The sequence below is a fragment of the Bacteroides sp. genome (assembly GCF_028690125.1).
Lineage (GTDB): Bacteria > Bacteroidota > Bacteroidia > Bacteroidales > Bacteroidaceae > Bacteroides.
On sequence record NZ_JAQVBV010000016.1, the window covers coordinates 26,287 to 50,301 of the forward strand.

Below are 24,015 nucleotides of genomic sequence, written 5' to 3' on the forward strand. Positions count from 1 at the left end.
TTGAACTTACTCCCGTTCCTCGCCTAAAATAGACAATTCCGCTAAATGTGCATAAGGACTGTTATCGTAAGACTTGTTCATCACTACCTTGAAATACGAGAAGTTCTCCTTCGTATCTACCGGATAGTATTGAGGTGCTGTATCCGAGCGTGAATAGATATCATACGTCTCCAGATCAGTCCAATTTTCTCCGTCATTACTTCCTTGAATGGTAAAATTACTAAAGGAATATCCTGTTCTACAATTCGGATCATTTCTGCATTGTAATACCACACGCCTTATATTGACCTTCTTTTTCATATCTACTGCCAGCCAATGTGGATAGCCCGGCACATCACTGCCTGAATGACGGCTGTGCCAATACGTCGGTACCAAGCCTGCATTGGGCGTATTTTCAATCAAGCCATCCAGCAATCTCTCCGGATTCGCCCCTCCATATCCTGTCTGTCCGTTTGGCTCATAAGAACTGGCTGTGATCGTCCAATCACTTCTATTTATGATCGTTAAAGGTTTACTTACCTCCAACACGGATTCAAATACATCTACACAAGTAGTATCCGGTACAAAAGAACTTTGGAAACTAAACTCAGTATCCATTTTATAATCATTCAAAACCAATGCTTCATTACTCTGTGCATCTACTACAACCTTCGTTTCCTTATTTTCTTTATTGATGTAACAAAACTCAGTCTTTGTTATATTACTGGTAAGATCGGCTTCGTTCCACTCAACCACCAGTTTATCTACATCCATATAGGCAATATTAATCGTTCGATTAAACAAGGAAGATTTGTAGATATCGCCATACGCCCGACTATTAACTTCCACCGGAACCGACTTATTACCATTAGTGTCATAAGTGTTAATGACAAAAGAGTAATCACGTTCTTCCAGATTATCCACAACCAGCTCTACATTATCTGAATTACCTTCAATATTGAACTCTCTTTTTTGACGACCATCATCCCACGATACAATAGCCTTTTTTATAGAAGAGTCTACACCTTTTTTCCATTTTAGCACCACCCGTCCGTCCCCGGAATATCCTCTGGGATCTGTCGGCTTTTGAGGATAGATATGTCCTCCATATACAATATATTCTTTATAAATATCTTCCATGCCTGAACATCCGCCAATCCCAATTATAATGCTCAACAATACAATAACTCTTATCATTGCTTTCATTATTTTCTTCATTTATTTATTAGACCTAATCTACTTCTCACTTCTTAACGATTTTACCATATACCTCCAATTCAGAAATGATGACTTCTCCCATTTCCGTCTGACCATCCCAGGTTTCATAGGTACGCCATCTCAAATAACGGACCGGTGGAGTTGGTTTCGGATCACCATTTTCATCCAGGAATTCAAAGTTTTCACCTTCTACGTTACCATATTGGAAGTCTTCTTTTGTGGGAGATCCCGTCAATCCGGAAGGTTGGAAGGAAGAAAAACGCCCAAGTTTAATCCAATCATCCGAATCCGTATCAGGGTTTGGATTATCTAATGTAGTACCAAACAGTTCAAACTCTTTTACACTAGTATCCAAGTATGCATATACCGGTCTTTGATGTTCCACTACACGGGTAATTTCTACCTCACATTTTAAATCAATCGTAAATGATTGAGGAAATTTGGTACTTTTGGAAGATGCCCACAAAAATTGAGCATCAATGTCCCAACGTCCATCCCATATTTTATCAATTGTGAAATTAGGACCACCTGCTTTCCAGGAATCTCCCACCATTTCTTTATGTGCCCATGGTTTCAGAATCTCTTCTTCAAACACCGGAGTAATGATTTGTTTGATCGTATCGGATATATTACCCCAACGGTCAGCAATGACTACTCCAATATTTGTTGCTTTTGATTTCATTCCGCGTTGCGTAAACTCTCCCATCTTCAAACCTGAATAAAATCTCTTGATCGGTTCCCAACGATTGGATTCGGTGTCTTCTTGAATTAAGTCGTAAATCAAGTCTTCACCGGATTTATTCGTATAGGATAACTTCACACCTCCAATCGCCGAACGAACAAAAAGAGTGTTTGCGACGTCTTTCACCACCGGAGTACCCGGAGTTACATCCACCATTAAAGGCTTTGATTCCTTCCCATTTTTACCAACCGAAAAAACTTTTATCTGTGTAGTCTCAGAAGAAGCAAACCCTTTGAGTACTAATGAATCAACATAAACGGAGCTTTTTGCCTCATAAATACGTCCCGGACTAATTTCGTAAACAGCTTTTATACAAAGCAGATTTTTATCATCAGGGATCTGATACCTTAAAACAGCCCCACCAAGAATAGATTTTACCATCACTTCATCCAGTGCCACAGGAGCCGGTTTGCTATCATCTACCAAATCAATTCTAACAGACTCTTTACATCCTGACAAAAGGAATAAAAAAGCAAACGATAGGATATATATACTTTTCTTCATAGTATTTATTTATTGATTTTCCAACCAAGATTTTGTTCCAAATTCGGGTTAATTAATATCTCATAGTCTCTGATAGGCCAGAAATAATCTTTCAAACCGAAAGAAGGAGAAGCAATGGTTCTTTTACGATAATAATATTTTGATTCTCTCTGTGTAAGATCCCAACTTTGTATAGGGGTATGATACGATTGAATAGCCGTTTTCCAACGACGGATATCCCAGAACCGTTGTCCTTCCAAACACAATTCAATCAGACGTTCTTGCTGAATGATCTCTCTCAACCCTCTTTGGGATTTAAACTTTGTTTTATTACTGGAATAATCTGTCCATGAGTCTTCCACGCCTTCCAAACCGGCACGTTCTCTTACCTTATCCACATAGACCATTGCCAGTTCCCTACTCGTCTCCGTATCTTCGGCCTCATTCAATGCTTCGGCATACAAAAGATAAAGATCTGCCAATCGTATGATAGGCCAAGGGTATGTATTAACCGCATAATTATCGTTACCTTCAGCTTGTACGTTTTTGAAATGAATAAACTTTTTAGGCTGATATCCGGTTACCGGACCGAAAGCTAAGCTACGATATCCATGAACCTGACCCCTCAGTCCTTTTACGTAAAAAAGATCTTCCGGTTTGCTATCATTTTCATTTCCTTGTCCATACCACACGCCTGTATCAAAACCAAGCCAAGCATAAAATCGTGGTTCACGATTAAAATGTATATTTACCGTTTTAGTTCCTTTGTGAATATATAGTTGATCATCCGCAGTAGCCGTGCGCAGTTCATAAAGCTCGTTTTTATTCACTGTTATGTCTTCCATTACCGGTATGCCATGATCCGAATAGAACTGTTCGGCCACTTTCATAGACACACCCAAACCTTGAAAAAGTCGGGCACCTTCCTGATACCGAAGATCTAGTTTGGGAGTGGAATAAGTTTGTATATCCGCTTGAACACTCTGTGTGTTAGCCCAAATCAGTTCAGAGTTCCATCGCTCTGTAAAAGCTCCTCTCAATGACATTTGCGTCAGAATCGTATCTGTCAGATCATACTGAAAACTACCTCCGTACTTGTACAATTTCATCCCTAATACATCTTCACAAAGTTCAACCGCGTCTTTACATGCTTCCGCCGCTAATTTCCATTTATCAATAGATACCGTTTGGTTAAATAGCGGAGTTCTATCCTTGCTTTTGGTATTCACTAAAGCACTTTGCTCCGTATTTCCATTAAATAAAGGACTAGCCGCATAAACCAATACCTTCGCTTTCAACGAGTAAGCAATCGGCATTGTGATTCTGCCCAGTTCTTCATACTCATTGATCACTTTCTCGGGTAAATCGCCTTTGGCTTCATCCAGCAACTGTACCACATAAGCAAAGCACTCATCCACAGGTTCCCGAAATACACTAACGGTTTCCTCATCGGCATCAATAGGCAAATTCTTACGATTAAGAGGAATGGGACCATACTGGCATATCAACATAAAATGATAATATGCTTTCAGTACTTTTGCTTCCGCCAGCCATTGTTTCTTTTCCCAATCCGGCAGATCGGGTACAGTAACCACATTCTCTATAAATATATTGCAATCTGATATTGCCCGATAATAGTGATACCAATGATTGACCAGAGGATTTGTAGAATTTTGTAATCCACGCTCTATATTAAATGCGTCATACCCAAACTTGATTGCCGCTGTAGCAGAATTCTCCAAAGTCCACAGTTCATCTCCCCATAATGCAGCGTCACTACCTATCTCGCCATGTTTAGGCATAAAAGAATAGCAGGTATATAAAAACTTCTTAGCCTCTGTACGCCTGTTGAACGCAGTTTCCAACCGGGCAACACCATCCGGAACTATATCTAGAAAATCCGTGCAACCACCTAAACTAAATGCCAGAAAAATAAGTGGAAGTAATAATTTGTTTTTCATATATTCTTCACATATTATTAGTTAAACGTAAGATTAAAACCGATATTGAATACACGCTGCAAAGGATAACCTATTCCCTTCCCCGCCATTTCAACATCCCACAATTTGAACTTGCTAAATAGTAATAAATTTGAACCGGACAAATAAATACGAAAAGATGATATTTTTAATTTCTTCTGCCAGGCAAGTTTTTCCGGTAATGTATACCCCACTTCCGCCTGTTTCAAACGTATGAAAGAACCATCACGTTGCCACCAGGTAGAACCCACTTTATTATTAGAATGTACGAAAGTGCTCAAACGAGGATATAGTGCGTACATATCTTGATTGTCTTCCGACCAATGACTGTCGGCATATGCTTTCAACAACTGTGTTTCTCCTTGAAAAGGTGTAGTATTGGTAGCATCGATCCAGAATGACTCGCGGGCTTGTCCCTGGAAAAATGCGGATACATCAAAACCTTTATATCCAAATGAAAGCCCAAATCCATATACAATCTCAGGAATATCAGGATACCCAATAGGGACTTGGTCGCTTTCGTTTATTACACCATCTCCATTTATATCAGTATATTTGATATCACCCCCACCATAAAAGTCAGAGCCACCCACATTCTGTTTGGGAGAATTTTCTGCTTCGGCATCATCGGCGAATAAGCGTTCGGCAAGATATCCATACATTTGTTTAATGGAATTACCTAAATGTGATCTCCACTTCTCGGGATAATTCGGTTCGGCATATTTTTCAAATTTAGAACGGGCATATGTAAAATTACCCCGGGCTCCTACCCACATTCCATTCATAAAAGCTTGATTGTACTCTAAACTGAGATCAATTCCTTGCCCCGATGCTGCACCCAAATTTGCTTTAGGTGTAGCCGACAATCCCAAAGTCTGTGGAATAATAGGTCTGTCCATTAAAATTTTATCACGATACTCCCTATAATACTCGGCGATAATCATTAATTTATTTTCCAGAAATCCTAATTCAACAGCCCAATTATGTTTAGACGAAACTTCCCAGCCGATTTCAGAGTTTGCATAACGTTTCACACTTACACCGTCGAGTGCATAATTCAGATCTTTACCAAAAGTTGCACGTCTGTCACCGTCTGTCATTCTCATTTCAGAAAGATAGAAAAAACGTTCTTCGGCTGTTCCAATCTGATCATTCCCTATGAGTCCATAAGAGTAACGGAACTTTAACTGAGAGACATAAGGTCTAATATTTTCCCAAAACTTCTCGTTCGAAACCATCCACGCAGCACCTGCCGAAGGGAAAAAACCAAAACGACGACTCTTATGAAAACGTTCGGAACCGTTGTATCCAAAGTTAAACTCCGCAAAATATCTCTTATCATAACCGTAAGTGGCACGTCCTGACACTCCTACATTTCGAGATGGAAGTGATAGTTGCAGACTTCCCGTATTTGCATTTAAGGAGTTTCGAAGCATAAATACCATCAATCCGCTCACATCATGTTTTTCACCGAATGTACGGTTATAATTGATCATAGCCTCTCCATAATAGGTCGAGTTAAGTACCTTATCTCCAGGCTCTTCTGTATAATGTAAATATTCCGTACCGTCTTCATTGATCAATTCATATCCATACTTCCCTGTATTTGGATTTCTGAGTGTTGTTTTGTAATAAAATGGAGTGTATCCGCGAGTCACAGAGAATGAAGAAAGACGAGATACGTTGAACATAGCCCGAACAGAAAGACCTTCGGTGATAAAATCTAATTTTTGCTTTCCTTCCACACTTGCCTGCATCAACGTTCTGGAGTAGTCTTTATATCCATTTACTAAGTATGCATAAGGGTTAATATAGTGCCCATCTTCAGCATTACCAAACATGATATGATTCACAAACTGATGTTCCTCGTCTCTTTCATAATAAGCAGGGAAAAGTACCGGATTGGAATGCAATATTCTTTCATACATTAAAGCTCCACCCTCACGCGGACCACTATAGTCATCAAATGTACCGTTTAAGCGTACCACAAGTTCTGTAGTTTTAGTTACATTGATATTGACATTCGAACGTAGTGAAAACGAATTGTTATTAATATTATTATTGAAGTTGTTGCGCTTATCTACATTAAACATACCGGTATCGTGGTTAAAGGCTGCGGATACAAAATATTGTGCCGAATTGCCTCCTCCCCGAATATTTATATTTACTCGTTGATTGGTAGTTACATCCTTTAGCAGTTGTTTCTGCCAGTCTGTACAAGGGTAATATACAGGATCAGAGCCGGCAATGGTATTATCAATCTTTTCTTGCGAATACAAACCGTCGAGAGTAGCTCCTACTCCTCCGCGAAAACGAGTTAATAACGCTTCGTTATACATTTTCATATAAGTCACGGGGTCTACTACTTCGATATTTCTGGTAGGCATAGAGAAAGAGTTTTCCGCTCTTACTGATATTTTTGCAGCACCGACATTGCCCATTTTGGTAGTCACTAAAATTACTCCATTGGCTCCACGTGCTCCATAAAGCGCGGTAGCGGTAGCATCTTTCATCACAGAAAAGCTGGCAATATCATCTGGCTGCAGACGAGCTAAATCTGTTGTACCAAGTTCAATGCCATCAATCAGAATTAATGGATTGTTGTTATTGCCGAAAGAAGTAACACCGCGAATAAAGAAATCGGCGTTATCTTTTCCTGGCTCACCACTTCGTTGATAGGCGATCATTCCTGCCATATTTCCCGCAAAAGAAGTAGTAAGGTTGCTCGATGGACCTCTGATTTTACCAATATCAACTGTAGTAATAGAACCGATGACACTTGCCTTTTTCTGTTTACCAAATGCAACGATGGTTACTTCTTCGAGGGCGGTAGTTTCTTCTTCCATCGTAACCTGAATCACTCTGCGATCTCCTACTTTAATTTCTTGTTTAATAAAACCAACGCATTGGATTACCAAAATACTTTCCTGACTGGGTACAGCAATAGTAAAATTTCCATCAATATCCGTAGAAACTCCTATGTTAGTTCCCTTTACAGAGACATTTACCCCGGGCATAGGACCGATTTGATCCAGTACCCGCCCGGTGATCTGAATCTTCGTTTGTTCACTGATTGGAGCATCACCATTCTCATTAGAAGCGGTAATTTCCAATGAAAAGAATATGGATACGAGAATGATCCAAACTCTTCCGCTCAATTGTTTTAATGTCAAATTTCCCATATTATTAGATTAATGTAATAAAAAACGTCCAATAGAGATCACAAAGTAACGGGTGAAAAGGCTTCATGTATATTTTGAATTCATCCCGCATTGCTTTTGCCGTCAGATTTATATAAAAACAAAAGTATGACTTACCTAACAAAAAGCTATTTAGTAATTGATTCTAAACATGGATAAAATGATATTAGTATTGGCTATCAAAAAACAAGAAGTATAGTGCCCTTTAAAAGTAATCTGAATTCAAGTTAATGTTTTTTTTGAGATGAATAAAGTAGAAGCGATATATATATTTATTAAGCCATAAGCTTACGATTCCAATCTTATATACCTTATTAAAAAGTAACATTAAATTCATACTATTAAAAATCAAAAAAGCCATTTTTAAAATCAAAAAGAATATATCATTTATATGAAAAAAAGGCGTTCTTTGTTGCAAGATGATGTAGTACTTATAAAGACACAATATCATGATGGACTTAAAAAGAATTTTATTACCTATTATTATTGCTATTTTCTTCAGTGCATTCGGTAAAGCCGAAAAAAGACCTTCTCCCGTCAAAGAACCTTATCCGGGTATCACAGGCAGACCGACAGGTGCGGAAGTACCCGATTCACCGGATCCGTTGGTGCGTTATCGTTGGGCAGAGCCATCGTGTGACGACAATTTGGAGGTTTATTCATTGCAACCACAGTCGGTCAAAGGAAACAAAAGAGAGGTTGTGGAATATAAGAATCCGTCTGGTCCAATCACTGTGTCGGGAGATTGTGATCTGATGTTCGACTTCGGACAGGTAAATGCCGGATGGCTGGAATTCGAATGTGAGGATATGAATGCTGATGTTATATGCAGTATCAGTGAATTTAATGAACCTGCTGTATTTAATGCCGGTTCGGAACATCCGGTAAAGACGTTAGCCCCAAAACGTTATGGAAATACATACCGGCTGGAACTTAATAAGCAATTATATGAAGGGGTACGTTACGCATGGATACATCTAAAGAATGTAGAGGGTAAGATCACGATCAAAAAAGTAAAATTGGTTTGCCAGACAAAACCGGTAAATTATAAAGGTAGCTTTTCGTGCAATGATACCTTATTAAATCGTATTTGGTACACGGCAGCATACACTGTTCGCCTGAATTTATTGAAAGATTATTTCGGCGCAATCCTAATGGAACGAAGCGACCGTCACTCTTGGACAGGAGACGCGCATACCTCTCAAGGGGCTTCGCTCGTTGCGTTCGGAAATTATGATTTTGTGCGAAAGAACTTGATATATACGTCCGAGCAGTACAATGGAATCGAAAGCTATTCGTTATATTGGGTGCAGAGTCTGGTTGATTACTTCAACTATACCAATGACAAAGAAACCGTCCACCAATTAATTGATAATGCTTGTAAGAAGCTGGATGCTGCCTATCGACAATATGATGAATTACCATCGCTAACCTTTTATGGATGGGATGAACGCTTAGGTGGAGGCTTTGAGCACCCCAACAATCCCGAAACGCAATTAGCTTATCGAATGCTTGCCATCCAATCATGGAAACAGTTTGGTAAAATAATGGAAGCATTTGGTAAAAGTGAATTAGCAGCTCGTTATAAAAATTATGCCGAAGAAAAAACTACCCAACTACATTGTCTCCCTCGCTGGTATAAAAACGGGGATATTTTCGCTCTATCCGATGCCATCAATGCAGGTGTAGTACGTCCCGATGAAGAAGAAGCCGTTTGGCAGACCGCTTTTACCGATCGCGTTCAACGAGTATCTTATTCTCCATTCAATCAATATTTCGTAATTAATGCAATGGCACGCTTGGGACGACATGGTGAGGCACTTCATACGATTGATGATTGTTGGGGTGGACAGCTTCGTTACGGTGCTACTACCTTCTTCGAAGTATTCCGTCCATCATGGAATCTCTATAAACAAGCACAGAATGACGCACCTGTCAATAATCAGTGTGGATATACCAGTTTTACTCATCCTTGGAGTAGCGGAGTTTTAAAGTGGTTGAGCGAAGAAATACTAGGCATTCGTCCCTCCGCTCCTGGTTTTACGGAATTTACCGTATGTCCCCACTTAACGGAAGGATTGACCGATGTAAATGGCTCTGTCCCTACCCCTCATGGAACAATCGTTTTTAAGATAGATGCACTGAAAGGTAAGGGGAATCTGACCGTGCCGGAACATACAACGGCGAACGTTTTTATTCCACTAATGGAGACAAAGGGAGTAAATATATATGTAAACGGGAAACTTATTTCTGCAAAGATAGCAAACGGTACACATGCCTGTCTGCCTCCGTTACCGTCAGGTATATATACTTTCTCTTTTACTTATGAGGGAGAAAAGGCAGAAAGTCCCCAAATACAGGAACCAATCATTTACCGCTACACAGCGGAGAGCGTAAAAGAAGATTCGCTAACACGTGGAAATTGGATCGGAAAGTACGGTTCAAAAGGATATATGTTGTTCAATTTTGACGAACAAGGAGCCCATCGTTCAAAACTTCCTGCCCAATGTAAGAGTGTAACTTTTCAAAAAGATGTAAACTGGCATGCCGATGAGCTGGCAAATTCCCCTTCTGCACTTTTAATCCCCGGCTCAAAAGAGGGGAAAAGACAATTAGGGGGTATTATTACGGGAGATCCTGCCGCTTGTTGGCAGACTTTTACAATGGACATAGACTACCGGAGCAACGAATCCTATAAAGTAAGTTTATATCTGGCGGACCCCAACGGAGGCAGACGTACAGCCATCGAATTGTTCGACTTAGACAGTAAACGTATCCTTATGCCTGTGCGCATGGTGAGAGACTACCGCGGAGGCAAATATGTGACCTTTACAGTAGACCGTCCTCTACGTATCCGTGTTTGTCAGGTACGGGGAGATAATGCAGTCTGTGCCGCTCTGTTCTTTGACTAACACCTAATATCATAAAGAAAGTTTTTATGTGATTATACGATCATTTATTAAGTAGACAAGCAAATATACTATCTCTCTCATTTATATATTAATGCTTAATAGGAAATAACAATGCAAGAAATGGCATAATCAGACGTAATTTACCGTATATTTTGGTATAATCAATCGGATAATTTGAAATAAACAATGGGATGATTATACCAAAACATACGGATGATCTTACCAAAAGCACCGCATAGTGACACTAAAAGCATTGCTTGGTGTCATCCAAAGCACCGCTTCATACAACAGACCTGAAATAATGTGCGAGATATTTACTTTTTTAAGGAATTCACTCCTAGTTAAGAAGTACTCACAGGCATATTAAAACTATCAAAAAGTAGAGTTTAAGAGTAAAACCAGAATAAAAAGAAAGAAATTTTAAAAAGGGACATACATATATTCTATCCAGCAATTCAATAAGTAAAACTTTGACATACCTCTATCTCTCTATAATCGAAAAAAACGATTCACAGTCCTCCAACCACCCTAAAAAACGATTCCTGAAGACTCAGAATATCAAAATGTCAAATCGACATTCCCAGCTTTCAGGAATCACTTCATAGAATGTTATCACTTAAATGAAAGAAAAAATTGGTTCGTTTATTCCTTTTTTGTATTTTTGAAAAAAGGAATAAGATTACTTTATTCTATAAATTAAATAATATAAATGTGATAGATATGAAAACTTACAAGATAGGTATCATCGGTGCCGGACACATTGCACGGAAAATGGCAAATACATTAGCCATTATGGAAGGAGTGGAACCTTATGCGATCGCTTCACGTGACATTGCGAAATCAGAGAACTTTGCCCGGGAATGGGGCTTCTCCCGTGCTTATGGTTCGTATGAAGAATTGGCGGACGACCCGGCTGTGGATTTAATCTATATCGCAACTCCACATTCTATGCACTACGAACAAGCTAGGATGTGTATTCTAAAAGGAAAACCTGTATTATGCGAAAAAGCTTTTACCGCCAATGCCCGTCAAGCAGAAGATTTGTTGAAACTGGCGCAAGAAAAGCAGGTGTTTATCACCGAAGCTATTTGGACACGCTATATGCCTTTGTCCCGACAAATAACGGAATTAGTTCAAAGTGGAGTCATCGGGAATCCGTTTTTACTGACTGCGAATCTCGGTTATGCTATTCGAGATAAAGAACGACTGATGAAGCCGGAGCTTGCAGGAGGCGCACTTTTAGACGTAGGCATCTATACACTGAACTTCGCGGCAATGATATTCGGCACTGAAGTTAAAAAAACATCAACAACTTGCATAAAAACCGAAACCGGAGTCGATGCGCAAGCCAGTATTACACAGTTTTTCTCCAACGATCGGATGGCAATATTATCTTGCTCTATGTACGCCCGGACCGATCGCTTAGGCATTATTTCAGGTGATAGAGGCTATATCATCGTAGAAAACATAAATAATCCACAGTCGGTAAAGGTCATAGACAGTAATTATCATCTTATTGCCGAATATCAGGCGCCGCAGCAAATTACAGGTTTTGAATATGAACTATCCGCAGCTATCGAAGCCATAGAGAAAGGTTGGGTGGAATCGCCTTATATGCCACATACTGAAACAATTCGTATAATGAAGCAGATGGATGCTTTGCGCGAAGAATGGGGAGTTAAATATCCATTTGAATAACGGAACTGTGTCAAAAGCTAATATGTAATTTTTTAGACGCAATAACAAGGATCTTATTTTTTAAAATTTTTGTTATCGCATCTAAAAGATAGTGATTCTAGACTCTGACATTGCTTCATTCAATACAATGACCCTATTTTACTCGCTTTTGATGATATCAGCCGGATTCAGTTGAGCAATACGATAAATCTTCCAACTGACAGTAAATAGAACAACACCGGCTACTAAAACCAATGGAATAATCCATAGGAATGGATTAGTATAATCAAACTGAATGATGCGATATCTGTTTCCCAAAATAAAAATGAAAAGACATCCGATAACAGAAATAAGAGAAGAGATGGAATAAATCCACAGATATTTCTTTCCAAACAACCAATAAATAGCCGTCAGGCGAGCTCCATTAATCTTTCGTATTGCAACCTCTTTCTGACGGCGAGAAGTATCGATATAAATAACTCCGTAAATACCCAAAGCAGCTATGATCGCACAGATCAAAGAACAAATCATAAACAGTCCGCTCAACACCCGTAATCCCCCTCCAACTTGCTCATCATATAAACTAACATATTGAAAAGGTTCATTCACAGGCAAGTATTTACTCATTTCTTTTTTCATATCAGCCAGCACCTGACTGCGGGAAGCATTTTCAGCCAGTCGGACAAATATCTTCTCTATCTTCATATCATCCGAGAAAGGCAACAAACACAGTTGAGACGCACTCATCGATTCCGATTTCATAGCGATAGTTCCCGTAACCGGATAATAAACATCTTGATTTCCATCTTTATAATGGAATTTGGCATTCGAAAGAGAGTCGTTCTCAACGGTCTTCATTAAGGCTTCGTTTACATAACAAAAAGATTCTCCCGCCCGATGTTTCTTCTCGATATTCATTACATCAAAATAATCATCCGATACCAGATTTATTTCCGTAAAACTGGAATAAATAACCCAATCACAACCTATATAACCTAGTTTGTAACACCATGGACGTGAACGCAAATATCCCAGAAAGACCTGCATTTCGTCCTGCAAAGGAGGTGTAGAACGCACATTGAGTACCATTATATTCTTTTTCTCATCCATGCTAAGACGAGGATTCGCTTGTCTGTCATTCTCCTTAACCTGCAACTGAACTGCGACCGTTGCCATGATGAACAGGAAAGAGAAGAACAGTTGCACCACTAATAATACATTTTGCATCAGGTGTTTATGCCCCACCATCACTTTCTGCCGTAACCCCCAAGCCCTGATTTGCCTTCTTATGTACCAGATGGAACAAGTGATCAATATAACAGCAATGATCAGAAGCCAAACAGTATATTGAATGGCATATCGTACCAATGACTCGTTATCTATAGTGAGCTGATCTCTAATGTCACTCGGCGAAATACTAAATAAATAGGGAAGCAAGCCCTCTATCAATGCCAACGTGAGCAGCCCTGCCATACTAATCATCAGACTTTGCTCTATCAGCAACATAACAAATAGACCTCTTTTCTTCTCTCCTAACGTAAATCTCAGATTAAACTCCCGATAACGATTTACGAAAGAACCAAAACTGAATGAAAAGAAGTTGATCATCCCTGCCAGTAATATGAATAATCCGATAACAGCCACCCAAAAGTCCATTCCATATTGAGCTCCTTCTTCACTCGCCAACGTGACTTCAGGAACGATCTTCGCTCTGTCTGTCCGGAAAAAGTTTCCTTGTTGCAAACGCTTCGTCAGATGTGCTGCATCATCAGAATTCTTCAACAACAAAGTATGGCTACAATACTCCTGCAAGTTTTCCAAAGGTAAAAAGACCTCATAAATATCAATAAAATCACGCATTCCCACCGGATATGGTTCAATGACCGCTGCTATTTCATAAGCCTTTCCCTTCCCATACGTTAGTGATGTTCCCAAAGGAGATTTGTTAGCCAAATACTTTTTCACAAACTCTGTAGTTACAACTATTTTGTTTCCTTGCATGACAAATGATTCCAAAGAGCCTTCTACACAATGGGTGGGAAATACATTGAAATAATCCGGATTACATAGAGTGATGCCCACCCTGCAATAATTCGTTTCGTCTAAAAAGAGATTGTCTTTCATATTTCTCCAAAAAGCAACCGCCTCAAATGATTCCGGTCCTATTTTGTCAATATCACTTCCTTGAATATTTAGCTGATAAGGAACCCCTTTCTCTTTTATTTCCGCCAACCGTTCATAAGTGGAAAAAGCTTTATCCCCAAATCTCATGACACGGTTATAATAACTACATACACTGAAGCAAAACAAACCCGCCACGATGCCCAGTATCGAAATACAAGTTTGTGATTTGTGTTTTAACAACTGTCTTATACTAACCTTTACGTAATGCAATGCTAACATATTTTTATTCATTTTTAATTACTTCTGCCGGATTCTGACGAGCGGTCTTCCATACTCTTCCAATAATACTAAAGAATATAATAAGGGCCATTACTAAAAATATCCCTACATAGAGCCACCAGTCAATGGATGTCTGTTTCATATACCCTTCAAGCCAATGCTTCATAATGATATACCCGAATGAAAAAGCGACACAGGATCCAATAAAAAGCAAAAGCATATATTCTTTAAAAAACATATTAAAAATGACTCCTACACTAGCTCCGTTTACTTTGCGGATTGCCATTTCTTTGCGGCGTTGTTGGCATGACAAAGTCACTAAAGAAAAAATGCCGAATACTGAAATTACAATGCAGATGAGAGAAACAGAACTAAGTAACTTAATCAGATTATGCTCCGATTTTAGATAATCATTATAAACCTCATCGAAATTCACTAATTTCAATTCTGCATTTGGATTAGCTTTCTTCGCTTCCTTTATCAGTTCCTGAGATACTTTATTCCAAGTACCCTCTTTTATTCTGAAAATATAATCCAAGTGAGTATCTGCAGATTTTTTTAGACTAAATACGATTGGAATCACCGGATATATTGGAGATTGCTGATAAATGTCTTTAATGACTCCTCTAACAGTTACTGTACACTTATTATAAATCATTTTTTTTTCAATAGGTTCTTTCCAACCTAATGCTTTTACGACAGCTTCATTAATGATCACATCTGCTAAATTGTCTTTCTCTTCATCCAACATCCTACCTTCTAGCAACTCTATTCTAAAAAAATCAATATACTTTTGGTTTATTTCCATACTTTCTATTTCAATAGGCTGTTCTCCTATAGGCTTATCATCCCAATCTGAGATTTGAGAATGATATGCTACCCCTTTAGGAATAGGACTATTAAAATATTTCAAAAGTTCAGTCACATCAGGCATTTGATCCAATATTTTTTCCCAAGGAACATCTTCACAACCTATCCTTTTAGTAATTGCTCCCACATTATGGTGGTCTAATCCAAGTTCTTTAGTATTCAGCAAGAAATTCAATTGCTTCATCATCACTAAGGTACAGAATACAAAACCAATGCTGATGAACAATTGAAATAATATACTTCCTTTATAAAACCAACCGGAAAAGTGAATATCTGATTTACGGCTAATACTGTCAGATAGTGTCCGTTTGTTGATATATCGTATAAGCATAGCAGCAATAATAGTAGTGATCACAATTAATGATAACATATAAAGCAATATCTCACTATAAAAAAATGAAGTGCTTTCATTAATTTGAGATAGTTTTTTGAAAGCAGGTAGAATGAGTTCTATGGATAGACTTCCTATTCCAAATGAAAAACAAAGCAACAAAAGTAGCTCTGAAAGAATCAATGTCAGCAGACTCTTATTGGATGCTCCATTCACTTTTCGTAGAGCCAGTTCGCGTTTACGCATTCGTATACGGGTGATAAGTACGGCCAAATAGTTGCACAATCCGCAAATGACAACCAATGCACCAATAGACGCAAACATACGAATATGATTCATCTTAACATTTATATTAGCTTTCGGATGTAGGCTTCTTAATTCCGTCAATTGGACAATAGAAGTATTTATAAACCATTCCCCCCCATTTCTTATAACTTCAACTTTCTTTATTTTTTCCCCCAATGCTTTTATGTCACTATTAGGATATACCCGAAACAATGTATATACGCTTGACCAAGATTCTTCGCAATACGGTAACAAAATGTCGTAAGATAATAAAGAATGGCCTTCCCATGATTTAACTACAGCAACTATTGTTTTTTCCTCATTATCCATTTGGGTAAATACTAATTGCTTGCCGATTGGAGATTCTTTACCAAATATCCGCTCGGCTGCTTTATCCGTAATTGCTATTTGATCTTTGTTCAAGTGCAAAGGCGCATTTCCATTTAATAATGTAATATTGAACATGGAGATAAAATTAGAATCAACCTCCATTTGTGGCATTTGAAACTCAGTCTCTTTGTATTTAACCTCTCGACGTAGAGGTGATATGGGACGAACTCGACAAATAGCTTCCATTTCAGGACAATTCTTTACCAAATAGTCATATAGTAAAAAATATGAAGAATAGCTAAAGCCATCTGCATCCAGATTACCAGTACTACCTGCAAGATAGATACGATCTACTCCTTCATGAAAAGAATCATACGTTTTTTCATAACGGATCCATAATAGAGAAAGGGACAAACAAACAAAGCCTACTGACAATCCGATAATACTGATTCCCATTTGCACTTTGTATTTCAGTAGGTTACGAAACGCTACTTTCAAATTGTGTTGTATCATAATTCGATCTGTTTTTATTCGTTTTTAATCACCTCTGCCGGATTCTGTCGAGCAGTCCTCCATATTCGCCCAATAATACAGAGAAAAATAATAAGTGCCATTCCCATAAATATTCCTCCATAAAGCCACCACTCAATGGATGTCTGCTTCATATATCCTCCCAGCCAATGTTTCATAAAGATGAAGCCCAATGGAAAAGCTATACATGAGGCTGCCAAAAGCAAAAGTAAGTATTCCTTGAAAAACTGATTCAGAATAACTCTCATACTAGCCCCATTTACTTTTCGGATTGCAATTTCTTTCTGTCGTTGCTGGCATGATAATGTTACTAATGAGAATATTCCAAAAACAGCAATCAATATACAGATAAAAGAAACTACACTGAGTAGCTTATTCAAATTCTGCTCCGATTTCATATAATCATCATAAACATCTTCCATTTTCGTCAGAAACAGTTTTGCATCCGGATGGGCTTTTCTTGCTTCATCTATTAGTTTTTGACATACTATATCCCAAGTATTTTCTTTTACTTTAAAAATAATATGTCCCTCATTCTCACTTTCCTTGTGATAAGAATACATAGTAGGAACTACCGGATATATTGGAGCATTGTAGTATATATCTTTAATGACTCCTTTTACAGTTAAAGTCCTTGAATTTATATCTATTTTTTTTCCAATCGGCTGATTCCATCCAAGTGCTTTTACAGCGGCTTCATTAATGATAATGTTTCCTTCCCCATCCTTTTCATCCACCCAATTACCTTTCAAAAGTTCTACCTCAAAGAAATCAACATAATCCTGATTGATTGTCTCATCCTCCATAGTAATATACTGATCTCCCGCAGGTTTATCATCCCAACGCTCTATCCGATAGTAACCAAATAACATTTTAGGAATAGGAGTATAAAAGCCATTCAAACGTTTCTCAACTTCAGGTATCTGATCGAGTGTTTTCTTCAAGAGAGAGTTATCACAGCAGGAAGCGCCAGTAATGACTCCCACATTATGTCGTTCCAGCCCTAATTCTTTTGAGTTTAGTAGAAAATTTAATTGCTTCATCATTACTAAAGTGCAGAATACAAAACCAATGCTAATAAGCAGTTGAAACAAAAGACTACCTTTATAAAACCAACCGGACAAATGTAGATTTGATTTGCAATGAATGTTATCAGACAAAGTCCCTTTTTTGATATAATGTATAAGCATGGAGGAAATGGCAATAGTAATTGCAACCAACAATAACATATAAATAAATATCTCACTATAAAAAAATGATGCATTCTCATTAATCTGTGACAATTGTTTGAAAGCAGGCAAAGTTAATTCTATCAATACGCCACCCGCTCCAAATGATAACATAAGTACCAAAAGTAATTCAGAAAGAATCAATCTTACTAAACTGCCATTAGAGGCTCCATTCACCTTTCTCAATGCCAATTCGCGTTTACGCATTCGGATACGGGTGATAAGTATAGTCAGATAATTACATAATCCACAAATCACCACTAAAAGACCAATACCGGCAAAAAGGCGAATATGATCTTGCTTAACATTCATATCCTTCTTTGGATAGTCACTTCTCAATGCCGACAATAAAACAATAGGTGCAGATACTAAATGTCCCGCGACTTCGATTTTTTCTATTCTTTGTTTCAATGCTTTGATATCACTATTGGGATAGGCACGAAATAATGTATAGCAATTTTGCTGTCCCCAATTCGGTTCAGAATCATAATAAGGCAATAAAATATCAAAAGAAAAAGAAGAATGCCCTCTCCATGATTTAACTACAGCAACTATTGTTTTCTCTTCATTATCTCTTTGGATAAATGCCATTTTCTTACCAAGAGGAGATTCAGCTCCAAATATTCGTTTGGCTGCTTTGTCTGTTATAGCTATCTGATCTTTATTCAATTGCAAGTGTATATCACCATCTATTGCAATGATATTGAACATCGAAATGAAATTAGAATCTACTGTTTGTGGTTGTATCTGCCATTCGATATCCTGGTATTTTATATTTTCAGGATAATTATTCGAACTAATGTGGCAGGCTTTCTCCACTTCGGGACAATTCTTCAACAGATAATCAACTAACAAACCGGAAGAATTATATGAAAAGCCATCTCCTTGAGAAAGAGAACTACTACCGGCAAAATAGATTCGATCTGCCCCTTCATGAAAAGTATCATAAGTCATTTCATAACGTATCCATAATACGGATAAAGCAAGACAAGCAAAGCCTACTGACAATCCGATAATACTGATTCCCATTTGTACTTTGTATTTCAGTAGGTTACGAAACGCTACTTTTAAATTGTGTCGTATCATCATATCTATCAGTTTTTATTCGTTTTGATTATTACTCAATGCTACATGGTAGCCATTTAGGATAACTGTTATAAAAGTCACCAGCATCAGCAAAATAACGGGGATAGTAAATACTCCTATCCCCCAATCCGAAGGATATACAAATTGTTCTCTCCATTTATTCATTAGTACGTATACAACAGGAATAGCAACAACATAAGCAGCCAATATATAATAAAAGAAAGAACGGCTCAATAATAACAAAATCTGCCAGGAGGTTGCACCATATACTTTACGTATAGCGATCTCACGTCTCCGCTGTTCTACTGCGTACCACGTAATACCAAATACGCCAAAGAGAGTCAGAAATAAGCTTATGAGAGCATAAGCCAATAATAAATGGGAAAAATTTGCCATGTCTTTATTGTAAGAAAGATATCTCTGATAAGCGTCTGTATAGATAAAAGATTGTTCAGGATAATATTTATTCCAAAGCTGTTGCAGTTGCTTCAGAACTTCTCCCCGTTTATTTTCGTCAATACGACAAGAGATATAGCTGGATTGATCAACTGTCGGCTCATTGATCACGATCTCCATAGGAGTAATTAGAGTATTGTGAGTAGTTAATCGGAAATCTTCAAATATGCCTACAATCGTCCCTTCCCTCGCATTGTCCTGACCGTATTTACTCAAAACCTGTCCTACCGGATCTTCTCCCTCCGAAATGAAAGTACGTATAAATGCCTGATTGACGACTACCGGATAAGCTGTTTTAAGTAATAAATCAGCCGTACGTTCCGGTTCGATAAGATCGAGCTTTAACAAATCCAAGATTTCACGGCTCCCTTTAAATATAACTTTCATTATCAGAGGTTCTTTACCATTTCCCGTGTTCAAAGGCGTGCCGATGCTTACAGGAGACGAGATACTGTTTTCCGTCAATACTGCCATTTGAATGCCCGGCAGATTCTTAATATCATTGTATAAAGGAATACTCGGAACAAGATGTTCATTTCCCAATATAACGACTCCTTTATATCGTTCTCCCTGATTTTCGATATTCGATAACTGTGTGTGTATCATTGTAAAAGCGGTTATCAGTCCGATAGAAATCACCAATTGGAAACATACAAAAACAGCAATGAGCCTTCTCTTTCCTTTTCCTAAAAAGAATTGGCGGTATCTGCTGATAGAAATACGGTTTAGTTTCTTAGCCATAAAGACCGCCGGAACAATTGCCAGGACAAGAACGAATAGAAAAATCCATGGAAAGACTTTCCATGATAAAATGAAACTTAATGTCAGATGCGACGAGAATGAATAATTAAAAAGAGGCAAAATGTCGCCTATAACTAATATTGAAAACATAAAAGCTATAAATACGGTAAGAAAAGTATCCACGAATAATTGACGGCAAATATACGAATGGGAAGCTCCCAGCAAACTCTCGATATGAATCATATTCACCTGCTTTAGCAAACGGGAAAAGCTGAGATTTACATAATTAAAGCAGGCAATAAGCAAGATAAGAAAGGCCGACAGGAGTCCGATACTGAGTAAAACCTCCTGACGATGATGGAATGTACTTGCAGGATCTGACATATCGGTATTAAAATAGGATTCTTGCAAGGTTTGTAGTTGATAAAATCCCTCTCCCATAAGAGCCGGAAGCTCTGTAGACTCGAAACGCTTCAAAAAAGCATTCTGGTCTGTCCGTTCTTTTAGAAGTATCATGCAAGAAGTTCCTTCATTGTCCATATCAGAAGAATTACTGAGTATGTCGATTTGTTGGGCAGCCTGTACATAAGGCTTATATACAGCCGCCACTTTTCTTATATCCACCTTATCTAAGAATACGACCGAAAGTTCACTGCCTACGCAATCGGTCTTTCCAAAAAATTGCATTGCTTTCTCTTCGCTTAATGCCACACAATCGGGCTTTGTTAAAGCATCTGTCAGGTTACCGGAAAGAATTTGATAAGGAAAGAAACGGCCAAAAGAGCTATCTGCCTTTACAATCACTTGTTCCTGAAATTTTTGGTCTCCTATCTCAATATGAGCCGGTCGTGTTTCACTCAACCTAAGATATGATTCTATTTCCGGAAAAGGAGCTACTACATATTTAACTACCCCGCCATACACAAAGGCTCCCTCTCTTGTATCCTGCATAAATGGCAATTGCTGAGTCAAACGGAATATTCGGTCTTTATTGGGATTTTCTCCTTCGATCGTATATTCATGAATGACGAAAGATAATAGTAAATTAGTGCAGGAAATACCAACAATAAGGCTAACTAACGAGATTACAGCAAAATGCTTGTTACGCCACCAGCTTCTGAATATGAGTTTAAGTAGTATCAAATTTCCCATCGTTATTCGCTTTTCATAATTATTCCCGGGTTGAGTCGCACAGCTTTACGGACCTGCCACAACAATGTTCCCAGAGAAATGAGTAATGTGAGAATGAAACCGATCATAAATATCCCTATACCTATCGGAGCTTTTACTGCAAAATCCTTTGTATAATCATTGATGATATAATAAGCCAAAGGAACGGCCACGGCAAATGCAGCTCCTAAAATATAAAGATACTTTCGTAACAGTAATAATGCGATTTGTTTGCCGGTAGCACCGTTTACCTTACGCAGTGCTATTTCCCGATAGCGTTGGCGGATATCATACAATGATAATCCAAACAATCCAAGACAAGATATGCAGATAGCCAGTCCGGAAAAAGTGACATAAATACGGGTGGTTCTTCTGTCTTCATCATACAATTTTGCGATTTCGTCTTCTATAAAAGTATAATTGAAATCACCTTTACCTATTACTTCATCGTGCAATTCCTTCAAAAAGTCAATCGCTTCTTTGCGTTTACCATTGCCAATAGTGGCCATCAAAGGGTCTGTTGGGTTTCCTTTCTCACCATACAAAATAGCTAATGGTACATTACCTTTAGACAAATGACCCGTTCGGAAATCTTCTATAACTCCAACAACCTGAAAAGGCGGATTCTTCTCCACATCTACTCCATGACTCCACCACAAACGCGACTCCGGCTGTAAAGAAGCCTCATTCATGTCTTTTATACGAAAAAGTTTTTTGGCAGTTTCATTAATGATTATTTTATATTGTTCAAACTGATCTGTGTTGTTCCATTCTCTACCTTCTTTCAATTTAAAGCCAAACATATTCATATAATCTTTACTCACATGCATTATCGCTATTTTATGTTTTTCTCCGTTATACTCCATTACTATATAAGGTTCTAAATTAATAGGAGCTTCACCATATTGCCAAGACAGAAACAAGGGACATTCATCCATTTTTCGTTGAATCACTTGTTCTTTATACTGCTCTATATCACGTGCCTTTTTCCATTCTTCACTGCTTGAGTATCCTCTATCATATCTCTCGTGTGATAAGAACTGACATGAAATAATATCTTTCGACTGATAGCCAAGGTCTGCATGAAGCATTGTATGCAATTGGCGTACAAAAAATAACGAAACAACTATCAAACAGAAAGTAATAACGTATTGAATAAATAAAAATAGCACACGGGAAACAATTGAATTACCTCCAACATTTACAGAACGCAGAGAAGTGATTGGAGAGGAATAATTGTATCTCATAAAAGGATAAATGGAAGTAACAAAGGGCAATCCCACTAATAATATAAGAGACAAAGACAAATCAAATACAAGATCTGATTGAACAGGAATGGCATAGACGGACGAAAATATTCCTATCGTGGCTTCTATTAACATCCAGATGAACAATAAAGCAATGCCAACCATATAAACATTTTCCGCATATATCTGAAAAAAGATTTGAAGCCCATTCGCTCCATACACTTTCTTGATTCCAAACTCACGTGCCCGCTTCAATATTATGACTGTATAAATGTTTATAAAATTAAAGATTCCAACCAACAATAACATACAAGCTACAACTGCTAAGACCGAAATGTGATCTTTACTCCCTCGTAAAAAGGAAGCCGCCGAGGATTGGACTGTTTTATTGAAATACAGCTCCTTTAAAGACAGAAGCATATACTGTATAGGACTATTAGAAAAGCAGATTAATGACTGAGGTTTAGAAATTTTCTCATTATATTCTTGCAAATTTGTTCCTCTTGCCAAACGTACAATAGAAAATCCCATACGACTCCACTGCACATTGTTACCTTGATTAATGGGTACAAGCATATCAAATTGTAAGGAAGACTTAGTACTTGGTTCTCCAATGATTCCACGGATAGTAAGCAATGTGCCCACTGAAGAAAGAAACTGTCTTCCTAACGGATCTTGGCTTCCGAAGATATGCTGAGCATATTTTTGGCTGATGATCACATCGTCCGGTCTTTGGATCGTTTTAATACCGGAAATGACAGGATAATCCATTAACTGCAAAAAGACACTGTCAGTTGCCAAAACTTTTGCTTGATAACGATGCTCATCCACAATAACATAATCATCTTCAATAGAAACACAAGATGAATATTTTTCTACTTCCGAATGCTTCAATGGATCTATGAAATTGGGATCATTATTTCTATCTGAATTATCTATGATAGAAATATGGCCATTACTTCTTTGAGCTGTCAATACATGCAATTGATCCAGATCTTTACAGAAATGATCTACCGTCACTTCCTGATGGATATAACGTACGAGAATTAATGTTGCCGCTACGCTTACTACAAGCCCGATTATGTTGATTATCGTATATACTTTAAAGCGAAATAAAGTTTTAACACCAGATAATTCAAATTTCAT

At 38.0% G+C, this 24,015-nt stretch carries 11 protein-coding genes; 2 read left to right on the plus strand and 9 right to left on the minus strand.

The window, feature by feature from the left end:
• Nucleotides 1-6: 6 nt before the first annotated feature.
• From PHO71_RS11905 to PHO71_RS11920, 4 genes are read right to left on the minus strand one after another with little or no spacing between them, the layout of a single operon-like run.
• Complete coding sequence (locus PHO71_RS11905; RefSeq protein WP_300203481.1) at nucleotides 7-1,197, minus strand: DUF4998 domain-containing protein; 1,191 nt, start codon at nucleotides 1,195-1,197, stop codon at nucleotides 7-9.
• 25 nt (nucleotides 1,198-1,222) lie between these two features.
• Nucleotides 1,223-2,443 carry a DUF4959 domain-containing protein gene (locus PHO71_RS11910; RefSeq protein ID WP_300203483.1) on the minus strand — a complete coding sequence of 407 codons (1,221 nt, stop codon included), beginning with the start codon at nucleotides 2,441-2,443 and terminating at the stop codon, nucleotides 1,223-1,225.
• 5 nt (nucleotides 2,444-2,448) lie between these two features.
• A complete protein-coding gene (locus tag PHO71_RS11915) occupies nucleotides 2,449-4,383 on the minus strand; it encodes a RagB/SusD family nutrient uptake outer membrane protein (protein ID WP_300203485.1) in 1,935 nt (644 codons plus the stop codon).
• Nucleotides 4,384-4,400: 17 nt separating this feature from the next.
• The gene (locus tag PHO71_RS11920) at nucleotides 4,401-7,583 is read right to left on the minus strand and encodes a TonB-dependent receptor (RefSeq protein ID WP_300203487.1); all 3,183 of its coding nucleotides are present in this window, start codon (nucleotides 7,581-7,583) and stop codon (nucleotides 4,401-4,403) included.
• Nucleotides 7,584-8,050: 467 nt separating this feature from the next.
• Between PHO71_RS11920 and PHO71_RS11925 the strand changes: the two genes are divergently transcribed.
• Both PHO71_RS11925 and PHO71_RS11930 read left to right on the plus strand, forming a co-directional pair.
• Nucleotides 8,051-10,513, plus strand: a complete 2,463-nt coding sequence (locus tag PHO71_RS11925) for an alpha-L-rhamnosidase C-terminal domain-containing protein (protein WP_300203489.1) — start codon at nucleotides 8,051-8,053, stop codon at nucleotides 10,511-10,513.
• Between the two features lie 720 nt (nucleotides 10,514-11,233).
• Nucleotides 11,234-12,211, plus strand: coding sequence for a Gfo/Idh/MocA family oxidoreductase (locus PHO71_RS11930; RefSeq protein ID WP_300203491.1), 978 nt, complete (start codon nucleotides 11,234-11,236; stop codon nucleotides 12,209-12,211).
• 138 nt (nucleotides 12,212-12,349) lie between these two features.
• On the opposite strand, the gene PHO71_RS11935 is transcribed toward PHO71_RS11930, so the two are convergent.
• From PHO71_RS11935 to PHO71_RS11955, 5 genes are read right to left on the minus strand one after another with little or no spacing between them, the layout of a single operon-like run.
• Entirely contained in the window at nucleotides 12,350-14,605 is a 2,256-nt protein-coding gene (locus PHO71_RS11935) for an ABC transporter permease (RefSeq protein WP_300203493.1), read from the minus strand.
• The gene (locus tag PHO71_RS11940; RefSeq protein ID WP_300203495.1) at nucleotides 14,598-16,922 is read right to left on the minus strand and encodes an ABC transporter permease; all 2,325 of its coding nucleotides are present in this window, start codon (nucleotides 16,920-16,922) and stop codon (nucleotides 14,598-14,600) included. Before PHO71_RS11940 ends, PHO71_RS11935 begins: the two co-directional genes overlap by 8 nt.
• Nucleotides 16,923-16,936: 14 nt before the next feature.
• Nucleotides 16,937-19,255, minus strand: coding sequence for an ABC transporter permease (locus PHO71_RS11945; protein ID WP_300203629.1), 2,319 nt, complete (start codon nucleotides 19,253-19,255; stop codon nucleotides 16,937-16,939).
• Nucleotides 19,256-19,270: 15 nt separating this feature from the next.
• Nucleotides 19,271-21,604, minus strand: a complete 2,334-nt coding sequence (locus PHO71_RS11950) for an ABC transporter permease (RefSeq protein ID WP_300203497.1) — start codon at nucleotides 21,602-21,604, stop codon at nucleotides 19,271-19,273.
• 2 nt (nucleotides 21,605-21,606) lie between these two features.
• Complete coding sequence (locus tag PHO71_RS11955; protein ID WP_300203631.1) at nucleotides 21,607-24,015, minus strand: FtsX-like permease family protein; 2,409 nt, start codon at nucleotides 24,013-24,015, stop codon at nucleotides 21,607-21,609.